The organism is Pseudomonas sp. FG86, from assembly GCF_057808775.1.
Genome location: NZ_JBMDIS010000081.1, coordinates 12366 through 28651, shown reverse-complemented (window position 1 = coordinate 28651; position 16286 = coordinate 12366). Strand labels below are relative to the sequence as shown.

Annotated in this window: 14 protein-coding genes and 1 pseudogene; 7 read left to right on the top strand and 8 right to left on the bottom strand. The window is 59.6% G+C overall.

What is annotated here, in order from left to right; translation table 11 throughout:
• The 3 genes and pseudogenes from ACODSV_RS29800 to ACODSV_RS29790 form a co-directional block, all read right to left on the bottom strand.
• Positions 1-1271 (bottom strand): annotated as a pseudogene (locus ACODSV_RS29800) (type IV secretion protein Rhs); the annotation flags it as partial.
• A gap of 198 nt (positions 1272-1469) precedes the next feature.
• Positions 1470-2951, bottom strand: coding sequence for a methyl-accepting chemotaxis protein (locus ACODSV_RS29795; protein WP_150293130.1), 1482 nt, complete (start codon positions 2949-2951; stop codon positions 1470-1472).
• 96 nt (positions 2952-3047) lie between these two features.
• On the bottom strand, positions 3048-3854 hold the full coding sequence (locus ACODSV_RS29790) for a TatD family hydrolase (protein ID WP_150054969.1): 807 nt from the start codon (positions 3852-3854) through the stop codon (positions 3048-3050).
• A gap of 236 nt (positions 3855-4090) precedes the next feature.
• Here ACODSV_RS29790 and ACODSV_RS29785 point away from each other — a divergent pair, with 236 nt between their 5' ends.
• The 3 genes from ACODSV_RS29785 to ACODSV_RS29775 all read left to right on the top strand — a co-directional run bounded on the left by ACODSV_RS29785 (position 4091) and on the right by ACODSV_RS29775 (position 6618).
• Positions 4091-5512, top strand: a complete 1422-nt coding sequence (locus ACODSV_RS29785; RefSeq protein WP_150095449.1) for an MltF family protein — start codon at positions 4091-4093, stop codon at positions 5510-5512.
• 103 nt (positions 5513-5615) lie between these two features.
• Complete coding sequence (locus tag ACODSV_RS29780) at positions 5616-6050, top strand: DoxX family protein (RefSeq protein ID WP_150054971.1); 435 nt, start codon at positions 5616-5618, stop codon at positions 6048-6050.
• 259 nt (positions 6051-6309) lie between these two features.
• Positions 6310-6618 (top strand): class I SAM-dependent methyltransferase, encoded by a 309-nt coding sequence (locus ACODSV_RS29775; RefSeq protein ID WP_150054972.1) that lies wholly within the window; start codon positions 6310-6312, stop codon positions 6616-6618.
• Positions 6619-6622: 4 nt separating this feature from the next.
• On the opposite strand, the gene ACODSV_RS29770 is transcribed toward ACODSV_RS29775, so the two are convergent.
• From ACODSV_RS29770 to ACODSV_RS29760, 3 genes are read right to left on the bottom strand one after another with little or no spacing between them, the layout of a single operon-like run.
• A complete protein-coding gene (locus ACODSV_RS29770; RefSeq protein WP_150054973.1) occupies positions 6623-8311 on the bottom strand; it encodes a Gldg family protein in 1689 nt (562 codons plus the stop codon).
• 15 nt (positions 8312-8326) lie between these two features.
• Positions 8327-9052: an ABC-2 transporter permease gene (locus ACODSV_RS29765; RefSeq protein ID WP_069075556.1), complete on the bottom strand. Its 726-nt coding sequence runs from the start codon at positions 9050-9052 to the stop codon at positions 8327-8329.
• On the bottom strand, positions 9049-9975 hold the full coding sequence (locus ACODSV_RS29760) for an ABC transporter ATP-binding protein (protein WP_150054974.1): 927 nt from the start codon (positions 9973-9975) through the stop codon (positions 9049-9051). Before ACODSV_RS29760 ends, ACODSV_RS29765 begins: the two co-directional genes overlap by 4 nt.
• A gap of 254 nt (positions 9976-10229) precedes the next feature.
• Here ACODSV_RS29760 and ACODSV_RS29755 point away from each other — a divergent pair, with 254 nt between their 5' ends.
• Positions 10230-11405: a hypothetical protein gene (locus ACODSV_RS29755; RefSeq protein WP_069075554.1), complete on the top strand. Its 1176-nt coding sequence runs from the start codon at positions 10230-10232 to the stop codon at positions 11403-11405.
• A 126-nt stretch (positions 11406-11531) separates the two neighbouring features.
• The gene (gene greB, locus ACODSV_RS29750; RefSeq protein WP_041161124.1) at positions 11532-12005 is read left to right on the top strand and encodes a transcription elongation factor GreB; all 474 of its coding nucleotides are present in this window, start codon (positions 11532-11534) and stop codon (positions 12003-12005) included.
• Positions 12006-12050: 45 nt separating this feature from the next.
• Here greB and ACODSV_RS29745 read toward each other — a convergent pair whose 3' ends face one another.
• Together ACODSV_RS29745 and ACODSV_RS29740 are read right to left on the bottom strand one after the other, a co-directional pair.
• Entirely contained in the window at positions 12051-14561 is a 2511-nt protein-coding gene (locus ACODSV_RS29745; protein ID WP_069075553.1) for an ABC transporter permease, read from the bottom strand.
• On the bottom strand, positions 14561-15244 hold the full coding sequence (locus tag ACODSV_RS29740; RefSeq protein WP_024074206.1) for an ABC transporter ATP-binding protein: 684 nt from the start codon (positions 15242-15244) through the stop codon (positions 14561-14563). The genes ACODSV_RS29745 and ACODSV_RS29740 overlap by 1 nt, the downstream gene beginning before the upstream one ends.
• A gap of 10 nt (positions 15245-15254) precedes the next feature.
• Between ACODSV_RS29740 and ACODSV_RS29735 the strand changes: the two genes are divergently transcribed.
• On the top strand, positions 15255-15860 hold the full coding sequence (locus ACODSV_RS29735) for an arylesterase (RefSeq protein WP_024074207.1): 606 nt from the start codon (positions 15255-15257) through the stop codon (positions 15858-15860).
• A gap of 58 nt (positions 15861-15918) precedes the next feature.
• Positions 15919-16212, top strand: coding sequence for a hypothetical protein (locus tag ACODSV_RS29730; RefSeq protein WP_016972348.1), 294 nt, complete (start codon positions 15919-15921; stop codon positions 16210-16212).
• Positions 16213-16286 lie beyond the last annotated feature (74 nt).

The following is a 16286-nucleotide window of genomic DNA, read 5'->3' as shown; positions in this document are numbered from 1 at the left end:
GTTACGGTTTTATCCGAAGACGCGGCAGCATCCCCCGCAGGGTTTTTCCCCGAAACAGGCACATCATCGACAGGCTCCTGCCTGACCAACACCGTCTTCTGTGTCTTGTTACGAACCGCCGGCACCGGGTTCGAAACCACGTGCTCCCCAGCCTTCAACGGCGCAACCGGTACAGTCTTGATCGCTGTCGCCGGGCCACCGAGCAGCAAAGGCTTCAACGCCTCGGCATGCGCGTCCAACTTCGGCCCCACCAACTGATCGGCCAGCATCTCCAGCCACTGGCGCGCTCGTCCGGATTTGATATGCCCCAGCACCTGAGCGCCCAGGCGAATCTGCACGCCCATGCCACGGGTCGCCCAGATCAGCAATAGATTGATCAACACCTCGCCGGTGATCTCGCCCAGCACTTCATACATCTCGGGCGGTGGTAGCAGGCGTATCCAACTGACCATGGCCGACACGTAGATAAACAGCAGCGGCTCATCGCTGAGCACCAACAGCCCCTTTGCGAGGGTGTCGTTGCCCAGTCTCAGCAGTTCATCAAGTTCGGCCTGGGTGATGTACTGCAGCAATTTCTCGCCGTTGGCTTTGAGGTTCGCCAGCAAGTCATACAGCTGCGTAATGTTGTCCCACAGGTTGTAGAGCGCCTTGGCTATCCCGGTGGAAAAGGCCAAGCGCTGCATCGCGCTGCGTTCGAACCGAGTAGCGTTGGCGAAGTCGTCCCACTGGGGCTGGAAGGTCTTGGTCCATTCGTCACGCAGGTGACCTTCCAAGCCCGCGATCACCGACTGATAAGACGCATACAGCGCCTTGACGTGATCCTTGGAAACGTTGGGATAGAAGGTGATTTGGTACTGCTGGTTGCGATCACACTCGGTGATTTCGAGGATGCCGCTGGGACCGATGGTTCGATGGAGTGGTGCGCCGAGCGGGCCGCCGTTTGGATCAACGCGTTGCAGCACCACCGGTGTATTGCCGATGGGGACGAAGCGCGTGCTCTGGAACATATGCACCAGCGTCAGCGTGCCATTGGCCCGGCATGTGGCGACGGTGCTGCTCGGATTGAGGGAACGGGTCGTCGGTGCGACCAGCGCCACCTCTTCCCCAACTTTGAACACCTGCTCCACTGCCAGTGCCGAAACGCTCCAGAAGCTCTCGGCCCACTCATCAAAGGTGTTCAGGCAACCGCGCAAGTCACGAAAGACGCGCTCAACGTCCGGCGCCTCGGCATCCATGGGGGCCAGGACAAAACTGGCAATGACGGGAATCAAGAGGCAGCCCCGACAACCGGGGCATTAACGGGTGGGTACATCGGCGGTCCCTCGCACTGAATGATCAGGCGAGAGACTTTGGAGAGGTTCGTCAGGTAAAGAAGTCGGCGCTATTCGCCAGGACGGCTAGGAGGGTTCGCCAAAACTTCGGGTAAACGGGGAGTCGATCGTAGGAGTCGGATTACAGGTGGAGAAGCCTTACAGCTTCAGTTGCCCAATCGCCTTGCTTAACTCCCCAGCCAAGGTCGCCAGCTCATTGCTGGTGGTCGCCGAATCCACCGTCTGTTGCACGGTGTTTTCGGTCACATCACGAATGCTCACTACCGCTCGGTTCATTTCTTCGGCCACATGGCTTTGCTGTTCGGCGGCAACCGCGATCTGGGTGTTGCTTTCACGCATCTGCGCCACGGCGCCGGTGATTTCGGCCAGTGCTGCGCCGGCTTCCTGGGCCTGCTGTACGCAGTCGTCGGCCTTGAACGAGCTTTCCTGCATAAAGTCTACGGCGTCGCGGGTGCCGGCCTGGAGGGCAGAGACCATGCGGGTGATTTCGTCGGTGGAACTCTGCACGCGCTTGGCCAGGTTACGCACTTCGTCGGCGACCACGGCGAAACCACGGCCCATTTCACCGGCGCGGGCGGCTTCGATGGCGGCGTTGAGGGCGAGCAGGTTGGTTTGTTCGGCAATGCTGTGGATCACGCCGACCACGCTGTTGATCTTCTGGCTGTCTTCGGCGAGTTTCTGGATCATCTCGGCGGTCTGCTGCACGCCGCTGGACAGCCCGGCAATCGAGTGTTGCACCCGGGTCACGACTTCCTGGCCGCTGCCGGCGAGGGTGTCGGCGGTCTGGGACAGGTCACGGGTCGCGCCGGCATGTTGGGCGATGTGGTAGACGGTGGCGGTCATCTCGTTGATCGCGGTGGCGGCCTGGTCGGTTTCGCTTTGCTGGCCGAGCATGCCGTGCTGCACCTCGTTCATGCTGCTGGCCAACCGTGCGGCGCCGTCGTCCAGGAGCTTGGCGGTGCGCGCCACGGTGTTGACCACCCGCTGGTAGCCGGCTTGCATGGCATTGAAGGCGCTGGCCATCTGGCCGACTTCATCTTTGCAGGCCAGAGGCACGCGGGCTGAGAGGTCGCCGGTCTTTTCGACGTGCAGCATCACATCCTTGAGGGTGTTGAGCTGGCTGAGCAGGAAGCGAATCAGCAACTGCGAGGCGCAGAGCATCGCCAGCATCAGGATCAGCACGGCGATGGCGTAGTTGGCGAAGCGTTCACTGAACACCTGGCTCAGGCTCGGTGCGTAGGCGAGCACGGCGACCTGTTGCCCATCGGCGCGCGTGATGACTTCGGCGCCCATCAGTGGGTTTTCGCCGAACAGTGGCAGGTGATTGAGCTCGACCCAGCCGCTGGCGCTGTTCAGGGCTGACAGGTCTTGATCGGCCATTTGTGGGGCTTGGCCACGGGCAAATGTCAGCCAAGACTCACCCTTGGGCAGCGCCTTGTCGGCTGGCCACGCACTGAGCAGGCGCGCCTCGGTTTGTGCCGCGGCTTGGGATGCATGGCTGCGCGACTGCTGTTCCAGATGCACTGCATACAGCACCAGGAGCAGGGTGGTGATAAAGGCGACCGCGTTGACGGCCCAGAATTTGTACTTCAGCGAGATATTGCTAAGCCAGGCACCCATGGAAGGTTTTCTCTGATAGCGGAAACAGCATTGGCAAGGTGCCATTATAGTGCCGCTATTGAGGAAAATCATTTTGACGTGGGTCAATGCGCCGCATCAATCCACGACAGGCAGCCCGAAAAAGGCGCGGGCGCAGGCGGTGCTGTGCCGGGCCAGGTCTTCCGTGCTTTCGTTGCGGTGCAGGGCAACTTCGCGCAGCACTTCTGGCAGGTAGGCCGGTTCATTACGACCGTTTTTTGGCTTGGGGCGCAGCGTGCGCGGCAGCAGGTAGGGCGCATCGCTCTCCAGCATCAGGCGGTTTCGGGGTATTTCCCTGACCAGTGGGTGCAGGTGTGTGCCACGGCGCTCGTCGCAGATCCAGCCGGTGATGCCAATGTGCAAATCGAGGTCGAGGTAGCTGAACAACGCTGACTGTTCGCCGGTAAAGCAATGCACCACGGCGGCAGTCAGGTGGTCGCGGTAGTCCTTGAGGATGTCCAGCAGGCGCTGGTTGGCGTCACGTTCGTGCAGGAACACTGGCAACTTCAGTTCGACGGCCAGGGCCAGGTGTGCCTCCAGGACTTTCTCCTGCTGCGGGCGCGGGGAAAAATCACGATTGAAATCCAACCCGCATTCGCCTACGGCGCGAACGCGCGTTTCGTTGAGCAAGCCGCGCAGGCGCTGGTCGCTATCACCGTTCCAATAGCTGGCGGCGTGGGGATGGATGCCGGCGGTGCTGAACAGGCGTTGCCCGCTTTCATCGAGCTTTATGCACAACTCCAGCGCTTCTTCGCTACCCTCGATGCTGGTGCCGGTGAGCACCAATTGTTGCACGCCAGCGGCATAGGCTCGGTCAAGAACGGCCTGGTGCTTCTCGTCGAAACTGGGGTTGGTCAGGTTGACGCCGATATCAATGAGTTGCATGGTGCTATCTCCGCCTGCGGCCGGAAAGCATATCAGAGCTGTAGATTTATAAGAAAAACGAAGAACTACAACGAGTTATAGCTGTCTTTGAACGTCGCAAGCGACATTGTGGTTGGCGAGTCGCCCTGCCTGATGCCGCCGTTGCGTGCCTTGCCAGCGCATAAAGCGCTCTGTTTCTGACCTCCAGTCCTGCGTTTTTCGCGAAGGTGCTGGCCAGTATTCTTTCCGGAGAGCGGATGATCCGACCCTCGGCGTTGCTTATATTGTGCCTGACGTTACTGCTGCCCATGGCGGCGGTCGCGCGTCTGGACGGGCCGCTGGAAGTGACCAAGCCCAGCAAGGTCCGCGACCTGGCGGAGATTCGCTCCAGTCGCACCCTGCGCGTGCTGGTCAACCAAAGCCGCAACAGTTCCGGTGAGATTCAGGGCCAGGCCATTGGTGTCGAATACCATCGCCTGCGCGCCTTCGAGCAATACCTCAATGGCCATGCCCGTGACGGCCAGGAAATCAACCTCAAGATCATCCCCAAGGCCAAGGATCAACTGCTCGGTGCGCTGGCGCGTGGCGAAGGCGACCTGGTGGCGCCAGGTGAGTTGCTGGATATGAAGGCGGCCCACAGGATCAGTACGAGTGACCCGATCGCCAGCGGTGTGCCGTTGTGGCTGGTCGGGGTGAAGGGCGAGCGACGGTTTACCAAGCTGGAGCAACTGTCCGGGCGCACCCTGGCGCTGACCACCGGCAGTGCAGCGGCGGATGTCATCAGCCAGGTCAATCAGAAACTGGCCCTGCACAAGCAGCCGCCGATCAAGGTGGAATGGGTCGACCCGACGCTAGCCGTGGAGGATGTGCTGGAGATGGTCCAGGCCGGGATATTCCACCTGACCATTGTCGAGAAGCCGATTGCCGAGCGCTGGTCAAAGATCCTGCCCAAATTGCGCTTCGACAAACAGGTGGTTATCAACGAGCCGGGTGATGAGTACTGGTTCGTGCGCCAGGATGCTTCGATGCTGCGGGCGAGTATCGATCGTTTCCTCAAGAGCTACCGAACCCCTTCCGATCAGGATGTGGCGTTCCAACGGATCTATCGTCGCCTTTATCAAGTACGTAACCCATTGGCCCGGATCGACCGCCAGCGCCTGGAGAAACTGCGCCCCATCCTGCAAAAACACGCGCGCGAGCAGGGCATGGATTGGCTGAACCTCGCCGCACTCGCCTTCAAGGAGTCGGCACTCGACCCGAGCGCGCGTAACAGCGGCGGGCCCACGGGGTTGATGCAGATCACACCTTCGGCGGCGCAGCGGGTGGGGGTCAATAATATCGAAAGCCTAGACAGCAACGTGCAGGCGGGGGCGCGCTACCTGGCGATGATCCGCCGCAAGTTTTTCGCCAGCCCCAAGCTTAACGAGCGCGAACGCATGGCTTTTGTCCTGGCGGCCTACAACATGGGGCCGGAGCGGGTGCAGGGCATGCGCACCGAGGCGAAACGCCGGGGGCTTAACCCCAACCAGTGGTTCTTCCAGGTTGAACGCATTGCCATGGAGCAGGTGGGGATGAGCGGCGTCAGCTATGTTAATAGCGTCAATAAGTACTACCTGGCGTTTGATCGGGAACGGGAGTCCCTGGAGCCGTCGGGGCCAAAAATCGCCTCACGAAAATAATCGAATATATCGATATTTATAAGGCATTTTTTCGGCTTTTATCATTGCCTAAACTGATTAATATAGCGGCCAACCAACCCCTACTTTAAAAAGGATTCGCACCATGAGCCCACTGATCAAAAACCTCCTGTCCACCCGTGCCGGTTATGGCCTGACCATTCTACGCATCGTCGTCGGCATCATCTTTGCCGCCCACGGATCGCAAAAGCTCTTTGGCTGGTTCGGTGGCTACGGCTTGGCGGGCACTGCCCAATGGATGGAAAGTATTGGCCTGGCGCCAGGCACCTTGATGGCGCTGTTGTCGGGAGGGACCGAGTTCTTCGCTGGCTTGGCGTTGATCATTGGCCTGTTGGCACGCCCTGCGGCATTGGGCCTGACCATCCTGTCGCTGGTGGCGATCTTCTCGGTGCATATCCACAACGGTCTGTTCATGGCCAACAACGGTTATGAGTTCGCACTGGCCCTGTTGGGCGGCTCGCTGGCGGTGATGCTGGAAGGCGCTGGCAAACTGTCTGCCGACCGCGCCATCGCCCATTGATCCTTGCGCAAAACCCTGGAAAGGCCCGCCTGTGCGGGCCTTTTCGTTGCCTGGGATTCTTGACACCGCCCCACCGGCTTCTCTAGGATGCTGCCCATGCGCCGATTTAAACAGCTAATTGCGGGGCGCCACTGGGACTCGATGCAGCCCGACAGAAGTCAGCTCTCATTCAAGGAGCGTGCTTCGAAATACCGCTAAAGCGCTGGTTCGGTGTTGCCTCTCACCTGCCCGCAGACTTTTGAGGCAGAGACTCGACACGATGAATGCACTACGCCCCCTCATACGCCTGGCCCCGATCACCGCGGACCTCACCCAACGCAATCCAAAAATACTCCTGGGCGGTAAGCACCAGCCGACGCTATTGCGTTACCTGGACGGCTGGCCACGTCGCAGCGGCCGGCCTTCGGCATTCCTGATCCAGTTTGTCGAAGATGGCGATTCCCTCGCACGCTTCGCCAGCAACAGTTTTGACCTTGCGGTGATCCAGGCCCCCACTGCTGGCGACGCTGCCGAGGTGATTCGCCAATTGACGCGCATTGCACGACAAGGCCTGATTGCGCGCCGTTGAGCCTTCAGTACAGCGCGCTGGCAGGTATCGGCCGATGGCGACGCTGCCATCGAAACAGCCCCGCGGCGAGCAAGCAGAGCAATGCAGGCATGGGTGCTATCACCAACCATTTCACCTTGCGCTCCAGGCGATGCAGCGGCGCGTAGGCCTCCATCCTCAGCGCATGCAGTTCCATCGGTAAGCGCAAGCGCTCTTTGTTGAGTGCTTGCAACTGGGTATTGGTGTCGACCACCTCGGTGCCGAGGGCCGTCGCCTCGGGGTTCAGGCGCTGCCATTCCTTTTCGGTTTGCGCCAGTCGTCGCTCAAGATCGTTCGCCCGAGTTTGATAGGCGTGTGCGGTGGTTTCGCGCAGGTTGGCCAGTGTTTGCAACGAACGCGTCATCACGCGTGGTCGAATGTCCGCAAGTACAGAAGGGGCTGCCAGGTTATCCAGTGTGTTCAGTACAAACAGGCTGTTGCCGTGTGGTGCCGAACTGCTGATTTCCTCGCTGAGTACATCCGTGTCGGCAACCACCACGACATGGATCTGGGCGGCTTTTTGCAGTCCGGGTGGCCGCCCGTCAATGCCGTCAGGAAACGCCGAATAAGCTGCCCCTTCAATGCGAGCCGCGATGACGTGATGTTCGCCTTGTGGGACGATTTCGCTGTCCGGTGCGCCCGGTTCCAGCAAGGCTGATTGCTTGGAGCTTTGCAACAGCGGGGTGAAGGTGGTCCGGCTGTTGTCCAGGGGAAGAAGGGCACCGCTGTTTGACACCGTCACCGATTCCAGTTTCCAGGTACTGACGTCGCTCTCGTTCATCGCTTCTCGCGGCAGCGTCAGCAGGCCGGGTTCATGCTCCGATGAGGCGTAGGTACGATCGAGCAGTATCTTGTCGCTTTGCATATGGATACCCCACGCAACAAGCAGCCCGTCAAGCCTGGAGGCAGTGGGGGGTGTCTCTGGATCCATATCGCTCAGTGGATCGATAAACATCAATAACTTGCCGCCTCCCAGTACAAACTGGTCTACCGCGTAAAGGGTTTGTTCGGACAGCATGCGCGGGTGCACAAGCATCAGGGTTTTGATACGCGCAGGGATAGGGTGGGCACTCGACTCCAACTCGATAAGGTCAAAGTTGCCACGCAGTTCTTGCACGAGCGGCTCGATCAGCTCTCCTGCAGGCAGCCCTGATAGCAGTCCGATAACAGGAGGGGCGGGGTGGAGCAACTGGCTGATCAGGTGGCTGATTTCATACTCCAGTAAGTGTTCCCTGTCCGGTCTGAATGATTCGATGCGCTGTGCGGCCTGACCGTCGCGGGTGCCGATCAGGCCCAGGAAACCCTGCTGATCGTCGAGGCCATAAAGCCCCGCTTTGTAGGCGTCCTCTGAAAAAGGTGCGGGATCAATAATATGCAGGTTGATCCTGCCTCTGGCCGCTTGTTCGAAGGCTTTCAGTTTTGCTTCGACGCGTTTGCCGTACTGTTTCAACGTATTGCTCTTCAAGGCGGGCTTGCTGGCGTTGAAATAGTAAAAGTCCAGTGGGCTGTCCAATGTGGCAAGTAATTGCATTACGGCAGGCGACAACGAATTGTTTTTTTGTTGTGAAAAGTCCCAGCGTAGATCAGGAAGTTTAACAACCCACACCAGATTGAATGCCAGGAAAAGTAACAATATGACACTCAGCGTCATACCGGTGCGCAGAGCGGATCGCATCGAGAACGCTCCTTCTCAGCTGTTTTTATAGTTGAGGGTAATAGTTGTCGCGCAGAGAAAGGCAAACATCATACTGATGAAGTAAAGGCTTTCATGGAGGGTCAGCAAGCCGTGATCGATGATGCTGAAGCGCAACGATGGACTAAGGGACATCAAACTGTCGAGAACCCATATTGGCGCTTGATGTTCAAGAGCATCAAGTACGGAGGCCAAACCACTGGCCGCCGACAGCAGGCTCAGTGTCAATAGGAAAATGACCAGGCGCCGGCTGGTTAATACGCAAATAAAACAACCTACAGACAGGTAACTGCCGGCCAACAACCAACTGGCCAGAAATTGCGAGGCAATCAGCATGTTATCCGCCGGTCCCAGTACATTGACTGCCATCACCATCGGAAACATCAGCACTAATGCCACGCCAGTAACAACCCAGGCTGCGAGAAATTTCCCCATCACCAGTGGGGTGGGTTTGATAGGCATTGTTTTTATCAGGTCGCCAAAGCCGCTGCCGTGCTCGTCCGCCCAGAGTTGCGTCGACAGGGCTGGGATCAGTAACAGGTACAGCCAGGGGTGCCATTCAAAGACGGCCTGCAAATCACTGCTGTTTCGCTCCAGCAGTTCGCTGGTGTGCAACCCCAGTGATGCCGAAAGCACCAGGAAGATGGCGATGCTCAGGTAGGTGGCCGGTGAAGAAAAATAGCTTGCAAGCTGGCGCTTGAAAACGGGGAGCAGCAGTTTCAAAGGGAAGCCTCTTGGCTCAAGTGATGAACAACATCATTCAGGCGGCCTGGCTCCAGTTTCAGTGAGTGTATTGGCCAGTGCCGGTCGGTAATCAGTGCGCTGACAGAGGGGTAAATGGTGTGGCCTGGCATTGCGAGAACGGTCACCGTGCCAGGGCTGTGGCGATCCTCTTCGATACCTGCAACGCCTGGTAGTACCGCGAGGGCCAGTAAATCAGGCGCGGACTCCGAGGCCAGGGTCACGGCGCGGAAGTGCCGGGAGCTACGCTGCAACTCGGGCATCGGCGCATCCGCCAGCAGGCGTCCACCGCCGATGACCAGGGCGCGGGTGCAGATGCCGGCCAGTGCTTCGCAATCGCGTGAAGCGACGATGACGGTCATTTCTTCGGTCAGGGACTGGATAAGTGTCCTGAGCTTGCCTTGCTGATGCGGCGCCAGGCCGTCAAAGGGTTCGTCCAGCAACAGGACCCCTGGGTCATGCAGGATGGCCTGGGCAATCGCGACTTTGCGCTTGAGACTCGGGGGCAGTGTGTGGATCGGATAGCTGAGTACCGATGACAATTCGAGCCGGGTGACGGCGCGTTCCACCCGACTGCGCTTTTCGGCACCCTGGAATCCGCGGAGGGAGGCGATGTAGTCGAGCAGGTCCCTGATGGACATCCTGAGGTGGTTGATGCTGGACTCGGGCTGATAACCGACGGCCATGCGGGCTTGGTGTGCATGGGTTTGGGGATCGAACCCCAGAATGTTCACCTGCCCTGAAGACGGGCGGAGTGAACCCGCTATCATCTTCAGAAGTGTGGTTTTACCTGCGCCCTCCATTCCAAATAATCCAAGGCATTCTTGGCGCTGGGCAGAAAATGAAACATTACTGATGACAGTCTTTTTGCCCTGGTATTTGGTCAGGCTGCTTATCTCGATCATTATGTTTTTCTGCTGATTGTTCGGGGTGTATATGAAGAGGAAAGCGCCTTGGTTGAGAGGGGCAGGGGCTCGGATTTAAAAATGGTACTTTTAATGTCTGAGATTGAAAATGCTGAATTACGTTAATAAGACAAGTCCTACGTTCAGGATTAGAGTGCGCTGAAACAATCGTTCGGTGACTAATGCGTATTAATGGTCAGATGTTTATCTGATGTTTAAATAAGACTTGCTTATCGTCATGAGGCCCGACAACCATGATGCTTTTACGTACCCTTGTTCTTGAACGCTCCGGTGAGGATGCTCCGGTCAACGGTGCACTGCTCTGTGGTTTCGCTGTTCCTCAAATTGCCTCGAACTTTCTTGTCTACAGTCTCGATGAAGAAACGGAGCCTGGGAACTCGCGGGTATACGTCGCCGCATTGCGTAAGAAACTTGAGCGGTATTTTCTGGGCGGCGTCGACGCTCAGGAAGACCTGCAAGTTGCAATGCGGGTATTTAAACAAATATTGACCCTGGCAGCGTCAGGTGCCAGATCCGGCAACGCTACTGAAACCCAGATTCCCTATCACTTTGTCGATTTGAAAGGCTGCAAGTTGCCCCCTGCCAGGCCAGAGGATCATCATTCCGTAATTATCAAGAAAGCGTTGGTGATGAAGGTGATCACCCTGGGCACTTCTGCTCCTGCATCACCGGCCATCGAAAGTGCCACTTTGATTGTGCCGTCCATTCGTTTTTCTTCGCAGATGGTCTCGCCGCCCAAGGTGGCGAGCCAGCCTGACTCGGCCCAGCCGCCCCTGCTTGAACAACTGGCGGAGCCTCAGCCGGAACCCCAGCCGGAGCCTCCCGTAGTCCCTGCATCAACTGAGCTGGCGCCTGTTCCTCCGGTGCTTGGTGCGCGACCGACGTTGGGCGCCCAGCCGGAACACAATTCGTTGTTTGAGGTGGACAGCACCCTGACGAACCTTGCACGCGTTGCCCAGGATTTGACGCAACAGAAACAGGTTGTTCTCAAGCAAGAGGAGGCACTTGAGCAATGGCGCGTCCGGTTGCAACAGGACCAGGCGGATCTGGAGCAGAAACGTCAGGAACTGGTTAACCGAACATTGGAAAAAGAAGCCACCCTGCAGTTGCAGGCCCAGGCGCTGGACAGCCGTGAAGCCCAGTTGGCGAATGATTCGAGCGCGCAGCAGCATGAGCAGCGCCAACTTGATGAGCGTGCTCATGCCCTTGAAAAGCGTGTCTCCGAGATCAAAAGCCAGGAGTCGTTGGTTCACCTGCGGGCGGAGAAGGTGTCGGTTACGATTGCGCAACTGTCTGGCCTGCGACAAAACCTGCACGCAATGCTGACCGAACTGGATCAGACCCTGGACTGTCTCGCCAAGACTGAGCTGGCTCAACCCAGCGACGATTTTTGGGCGATCTCGGTTTGACCTGATAGTGACCGTCGGCCTGGCAACTTTGTCGCGTTCATTTATCATCACTCTCTGTTCGCTGACGCCTGGCCTTGATGCCGCGGCGTATTGGAATCAATGGACATTGCCTGGGGATGCACGCGTTTGAGTACCAAGCTGATTACCAAAGAAGGTCATGAGGCGCTGAAGAAAGAGCTGGATTACCTGTGGCGAGAAAAGCGGCCGGATACCACACGCAAAGTGACCTGGGCCGCTTCCTTGGGAGACCGCAGCGAAAACGCGGACTACCAGTACAACAAGAAGCTGCTGCGTGAGATCGATCGGCGGGTGCGCTACTTGCGCAAGCGCCTGGAAGACATGCGCGTGGTCGAGTACATGCCCGAGCAGGAAGGGCGAGTCTTTTTTGGTGCCTGGGTCGATATTGAAAACGAGCAGGGTGAGACCAAGCGTTTTCGTATTGTCGGCTATGACGAGATTTATGAGCGGATGGATTACATTTCCATCGATTCGCCCATGGCTCGCGCGTTGTTGCGCAAGCAAGTCGATGATGAGGCCATCGTACAGACCCCGAGTGGCGAAGTGTGCTGGTGGATTACCGGTATCGAGTATGTGAAGTAGGCAAGGATGGCCCGTGCTCTGTGAAGAGCACGGGCCATCGGCGTTTCAGCCTTCGCGTAATACCGTCAGTGGGCTGGCATTCAGCGCGCGGCGCGTTCCGAAGACCCCGGCGCCACCGATCAACACGGCACCGATCAGTGGCAGGAGCAACAACCAGGGGTGCGGGTGCCAGGCCAGGTCGAAGGCATAACGGTACAACACCCAGGTCACCAACTCGGTGCCCAGTGCCGCAAGCAAGCCACTGACTGCACCCAGCAAGCCGAATTCGATGCGCCGTGCCTTGACCAGCAACTTGCGTTCCGCGCCTAGCGCACGCAATAACGCGCCCTGACGGATTCGCTCATCCAAGGTCGCCTGCAAGCCGGAGAACAGCACCGCCATCCCCGCGGCCAGGACAAACAGCAGCACATATTCCACCGCCAGGGTCACTTGGGCGAGGATGCTGCGCAGTTGTTCCAGCAGGGCTTCGACCTGCAGGATCGTCACGGCCGGAAAGGCGCGTGACAGGTCGACGATCTGCTGGTCGTGGCCGGGGGCCAGGTAGAAGCTGGTCAGGTAGGTGGCTGGCAAGTCCTTCAAGGTGCCCGGCTGGAAAATCATGAAGAAATTGGGCTGGAAGTTATCCCAATTGATGGTGCGCAGGCTGGTGACCCGCGCTTCACGATTTTCACCGCCGACACTGAACACCAGGTGGTCATCAAGCTTGAGCTTCAAGCTTTGTGCGACCTTGGCTTCTACCGAGACCCCGGGGATATCATCGGGCGCTTGTTGCGCCCACCAGGCGCCGGCGGTGAGGGTGTTGCCCGGTGGCAGGTCGGCAGCCCACGTCAGGCTCAGGTCACGTTGCACGGCACGATCGCCGCTGGAGTCCTTGCTGACAATTTCCTGTACCGGTTCGCCATTGATGCTGATCAGTCGGCCTGGCACCACCGGATACAGCGGCGCCGATTGCGCCTGCAGGTCCAGCAGGCGTGCACCAAAGGCTTCCTTGTCGGCGGGCAGGATGTTCAGCGCGAAGTAGTTGGGGGCGTCCTTGGGCAACTGGTTTTGCCAGGTGTCGAGCAACTCGCCGCGCAGCAGGGCGATCAAGCCCATGGACAAGAGGATCAGGCCGAACGCCAGGGACTGGCCGGCCGCCGCCAATGGGTGTCGCAGCAACTGGCCCAGGCCCAGGCGCCAGGGCAGGGACGCGCGGGCCAACAGGCGGCGCAGGCTTTGCAACAGCAGCAGGAGCAGGCCGCCGAGGATCAGCGCGGCGACCACGCCTCCGCCCAGCAAGGCGAAGGTCAGCACCAGGTCAAGGCTCAGGCGCCACATGATCAGGCCCAGGGCGAACAGCGCCGCGCCATAGACCATCCAGGTGCTGGAAGGAATAGGCAGCAGGTCGCGCCGCAGCACGCGCAGCGGCGGTACACGGCCCAGCGCCGCCAGTGGTGGCAGGGCGAAGCCGGCGAGGGCGACCAGGCCTGTGCCGATCCCGGCAACCGCCGGTAACAGCCCGCCCGGTGGTACGTCTGCGGGGAGCAGGTCGTGGAGGAAATAGAACAGGCCGAACTGCGCCAGCCAGCCGAGCACGGCGCCGGTCAGGCTGGCCAGCAGTCCCAGTACGCTCAGTTGCAGGCTGAACAGCAGCATGGTTTCGCGGCGTGACAAACCGAGACAACGCAACAACGCGCTGGCATCGAAACGTCGGCTGGCAAAACGGTTGGCCGATAGCGCTACTGCGACCCCCGCCAGCAGCACGGCCACCAGGCTGGCCATGTTCAGGTAGCGTTCGGCCTTGCCCAGGGCGCCGCCGATCTGCTGGTTGCCGTCCCGCGAATCCTGCAGGCGCTGGTTGGCGGCGAGCCCCGGCTTGACCAGGTCACGATAGGTTTGCAGCGCCGTGCTGCCTTGCGGCCCACGCCACAGTTCGCGGTAGCTGACACGGCTGCCGGGTTGCACCACGCCAGTAGCGTCCAGGTCCGCCAGGTTGATCATCACCCTCGGTGTGAGGCTGTAGAAATTGCCGGCGCGATCCGGTTCGTAGGTCAGTATGCGGGCCAGGCGTAGGGTCTTCATGCCGACATCGATGCTGTCGCCAACCTTGAGGCCCAGTGCCGTCAGCAACCGCGCTTCCACCCAGGCTTCACCAGGTTTCGGGCCGCCGCCTGGGGTTTCATCCCCAAAGGGAGCGGCTGCGCTCTTCAGCTCGCCGCGCAGCGGGTACTGCTCGTTGACCGCCTTGATGCTGGAGAGTTGGATGCCGCTGTCGGCGGCGATGACGCTGGAGAACTCTACGACGCGCGCGTGATCGAGGCCCAGTTCGGTGCCGGAGCGGATCTGCTCCGGGCGTGCGGGCGAGCTGCCTTCAAGTACCAGGTCGGCGCCAAGAAACTCGGTGGCCCGCAACATCATGGCGCCGTTGAGGCGCGCACCGAAGTAACCGATGGCGGTACTGGCCGCCACGGCCACCAGTAAGGCGAAGAACAATACGCGCAATTCGCCGGCGCGGGCATCGCGCAGTAATTGGCGCATGGCAAGACTGAACAGGCGCAACAGCGGCAAACGTGCCATCAAGGCTCCAGGGGCGCGACCATCAGGCCGGCTTCAAGGCGGATCAGGCGTCGGCAACGATGGGCCAGACGCTCATCATGGGTGACGAGCACCAGGGTCGTGCCGTTCTCTTTATTGAGCTCGAACAGCAGGTCGCTGATTCGCTCGCCGGTATGGCTGTCGAGGTTGCCGGTGGGTTCATCGGCAAACAACACGTCCGGTTCGGCGGCGAACGCGCGGGCGATGGCCACACGTTGTTGCTCGCCCCCGGACAGCTGGCGCGGCGAGTGGGTCAGGCGTTGGCCCAAGCCGACGCGTTCGAGCAAGTGCTTGGCGCGCTCGCGAGCGTCTTTGCGGCCATCCAGTTCCAAAGGCAGCATGACGTTTTCCAGGGCGTTGAGGCTGTCGAGCAACTGGAAGGATTGGAAGACGAAACCCACGTGCTCGGCGCGGATGCGCGCGCGCTGGTCTTCGTCGAGGCTGCTCAGGGCTTGGCCGGCAAGGGTGACTTCGCCGCTGCTGGGCAGGTCGAGCCCGGCCAATAGGCCGAGGAGGGTGGATTTGCCGGAACCCGAGGCGCCGACGATAGCCAGGCTATCGCCCTGGTTCAGTTCCAGGCTCAGTTCGTGCAGGATAGTCAGTTCACCTTCCGCGCTGGGAACCACTTTGCTAAGGTTTCGCGCGGTGAGAATGCTTGCGCCCATGGAGAATCCGATGCGAATGTGGTTTTTGAGTGCTGGCCTGGCCTTGATGTGCATGGCCCAGAACGCAGCGGCGGGTACAGTCCTGATCGTTGGCGATAGTATCAGTGCCGGTTTCGGACTGGATACCAGCAAAGGGTGGGTAGCCTTGCTGGAACAACGGCTCAAGCACGAAGGTTTCGACGACAAAGTGGTCAACGCCTCCATCAGTGGCGATACCAGTGCCGGAGGCCTGGCGCGGCTGCCGGCGGCGCTTGCAGCGCATCAGCCGGACGTTGTGATCATCGAACTGGGAGGCAATGACGGCTTGCGTGGGCAGCCTCCCGCACAATTGAAACAAAATCTTGCATCGATGATCGACCAGTCCAAGTCCAAGGGCGCCAAGGTGCTGCTGTTGGGCATGCAGTTGCCACCTAACTACGGCCCGAGATACACCCAGGCGTTTGCCGAAGTCTACGGTGCGCTGGCCAAGGAGAAGAGCGTCCCGTTGGTGCCGTTTTTTCTCGACGGGGTCGGTGGCCATCCCGAGTTGATGCAGGCCGATCAACTGCACCCGGCGGTCGGCGCCCAGGGTAAGTTGCTGGAAAATGTATGGCCGACGCTAAAACCGCTGCTATGACGCTTTTCTACCGGCAGGCTTTCGGCTAAGGTGGCGCCCCCCCGATTTGGAGCCCTCGATGTCGCGTCCTGCCTGGTCCTTGTTTAACTACCAACTGATCGAGCCGGACGAGCAGCTGGATCTGTTCGCCTGCCAGGAAGTCCGGGTGCATCTGGTCGCGCGTCAACTGGAGCTGGGGGGCTCGATCGACCGCACGCTCTGCGGCACGTTATTGCCTGCGCAGCCACGCTGGTCGTCGGTGGATCGCTCGATCTTCCAGGACCAGCGGCTGTGCCCTCTGTGCCGGGCGATCCTCGAATCCCAGAAGCGCGGCACGCCGCCAATCTGGCCGGAGCTGCGTTTCGAGCTGTAGGGGCCGCGACAAGCTTGCAGCTAGCCGCCCGCTTCACGTATACAATCCATTTTTACCTACCCGTCGTTCTGCGA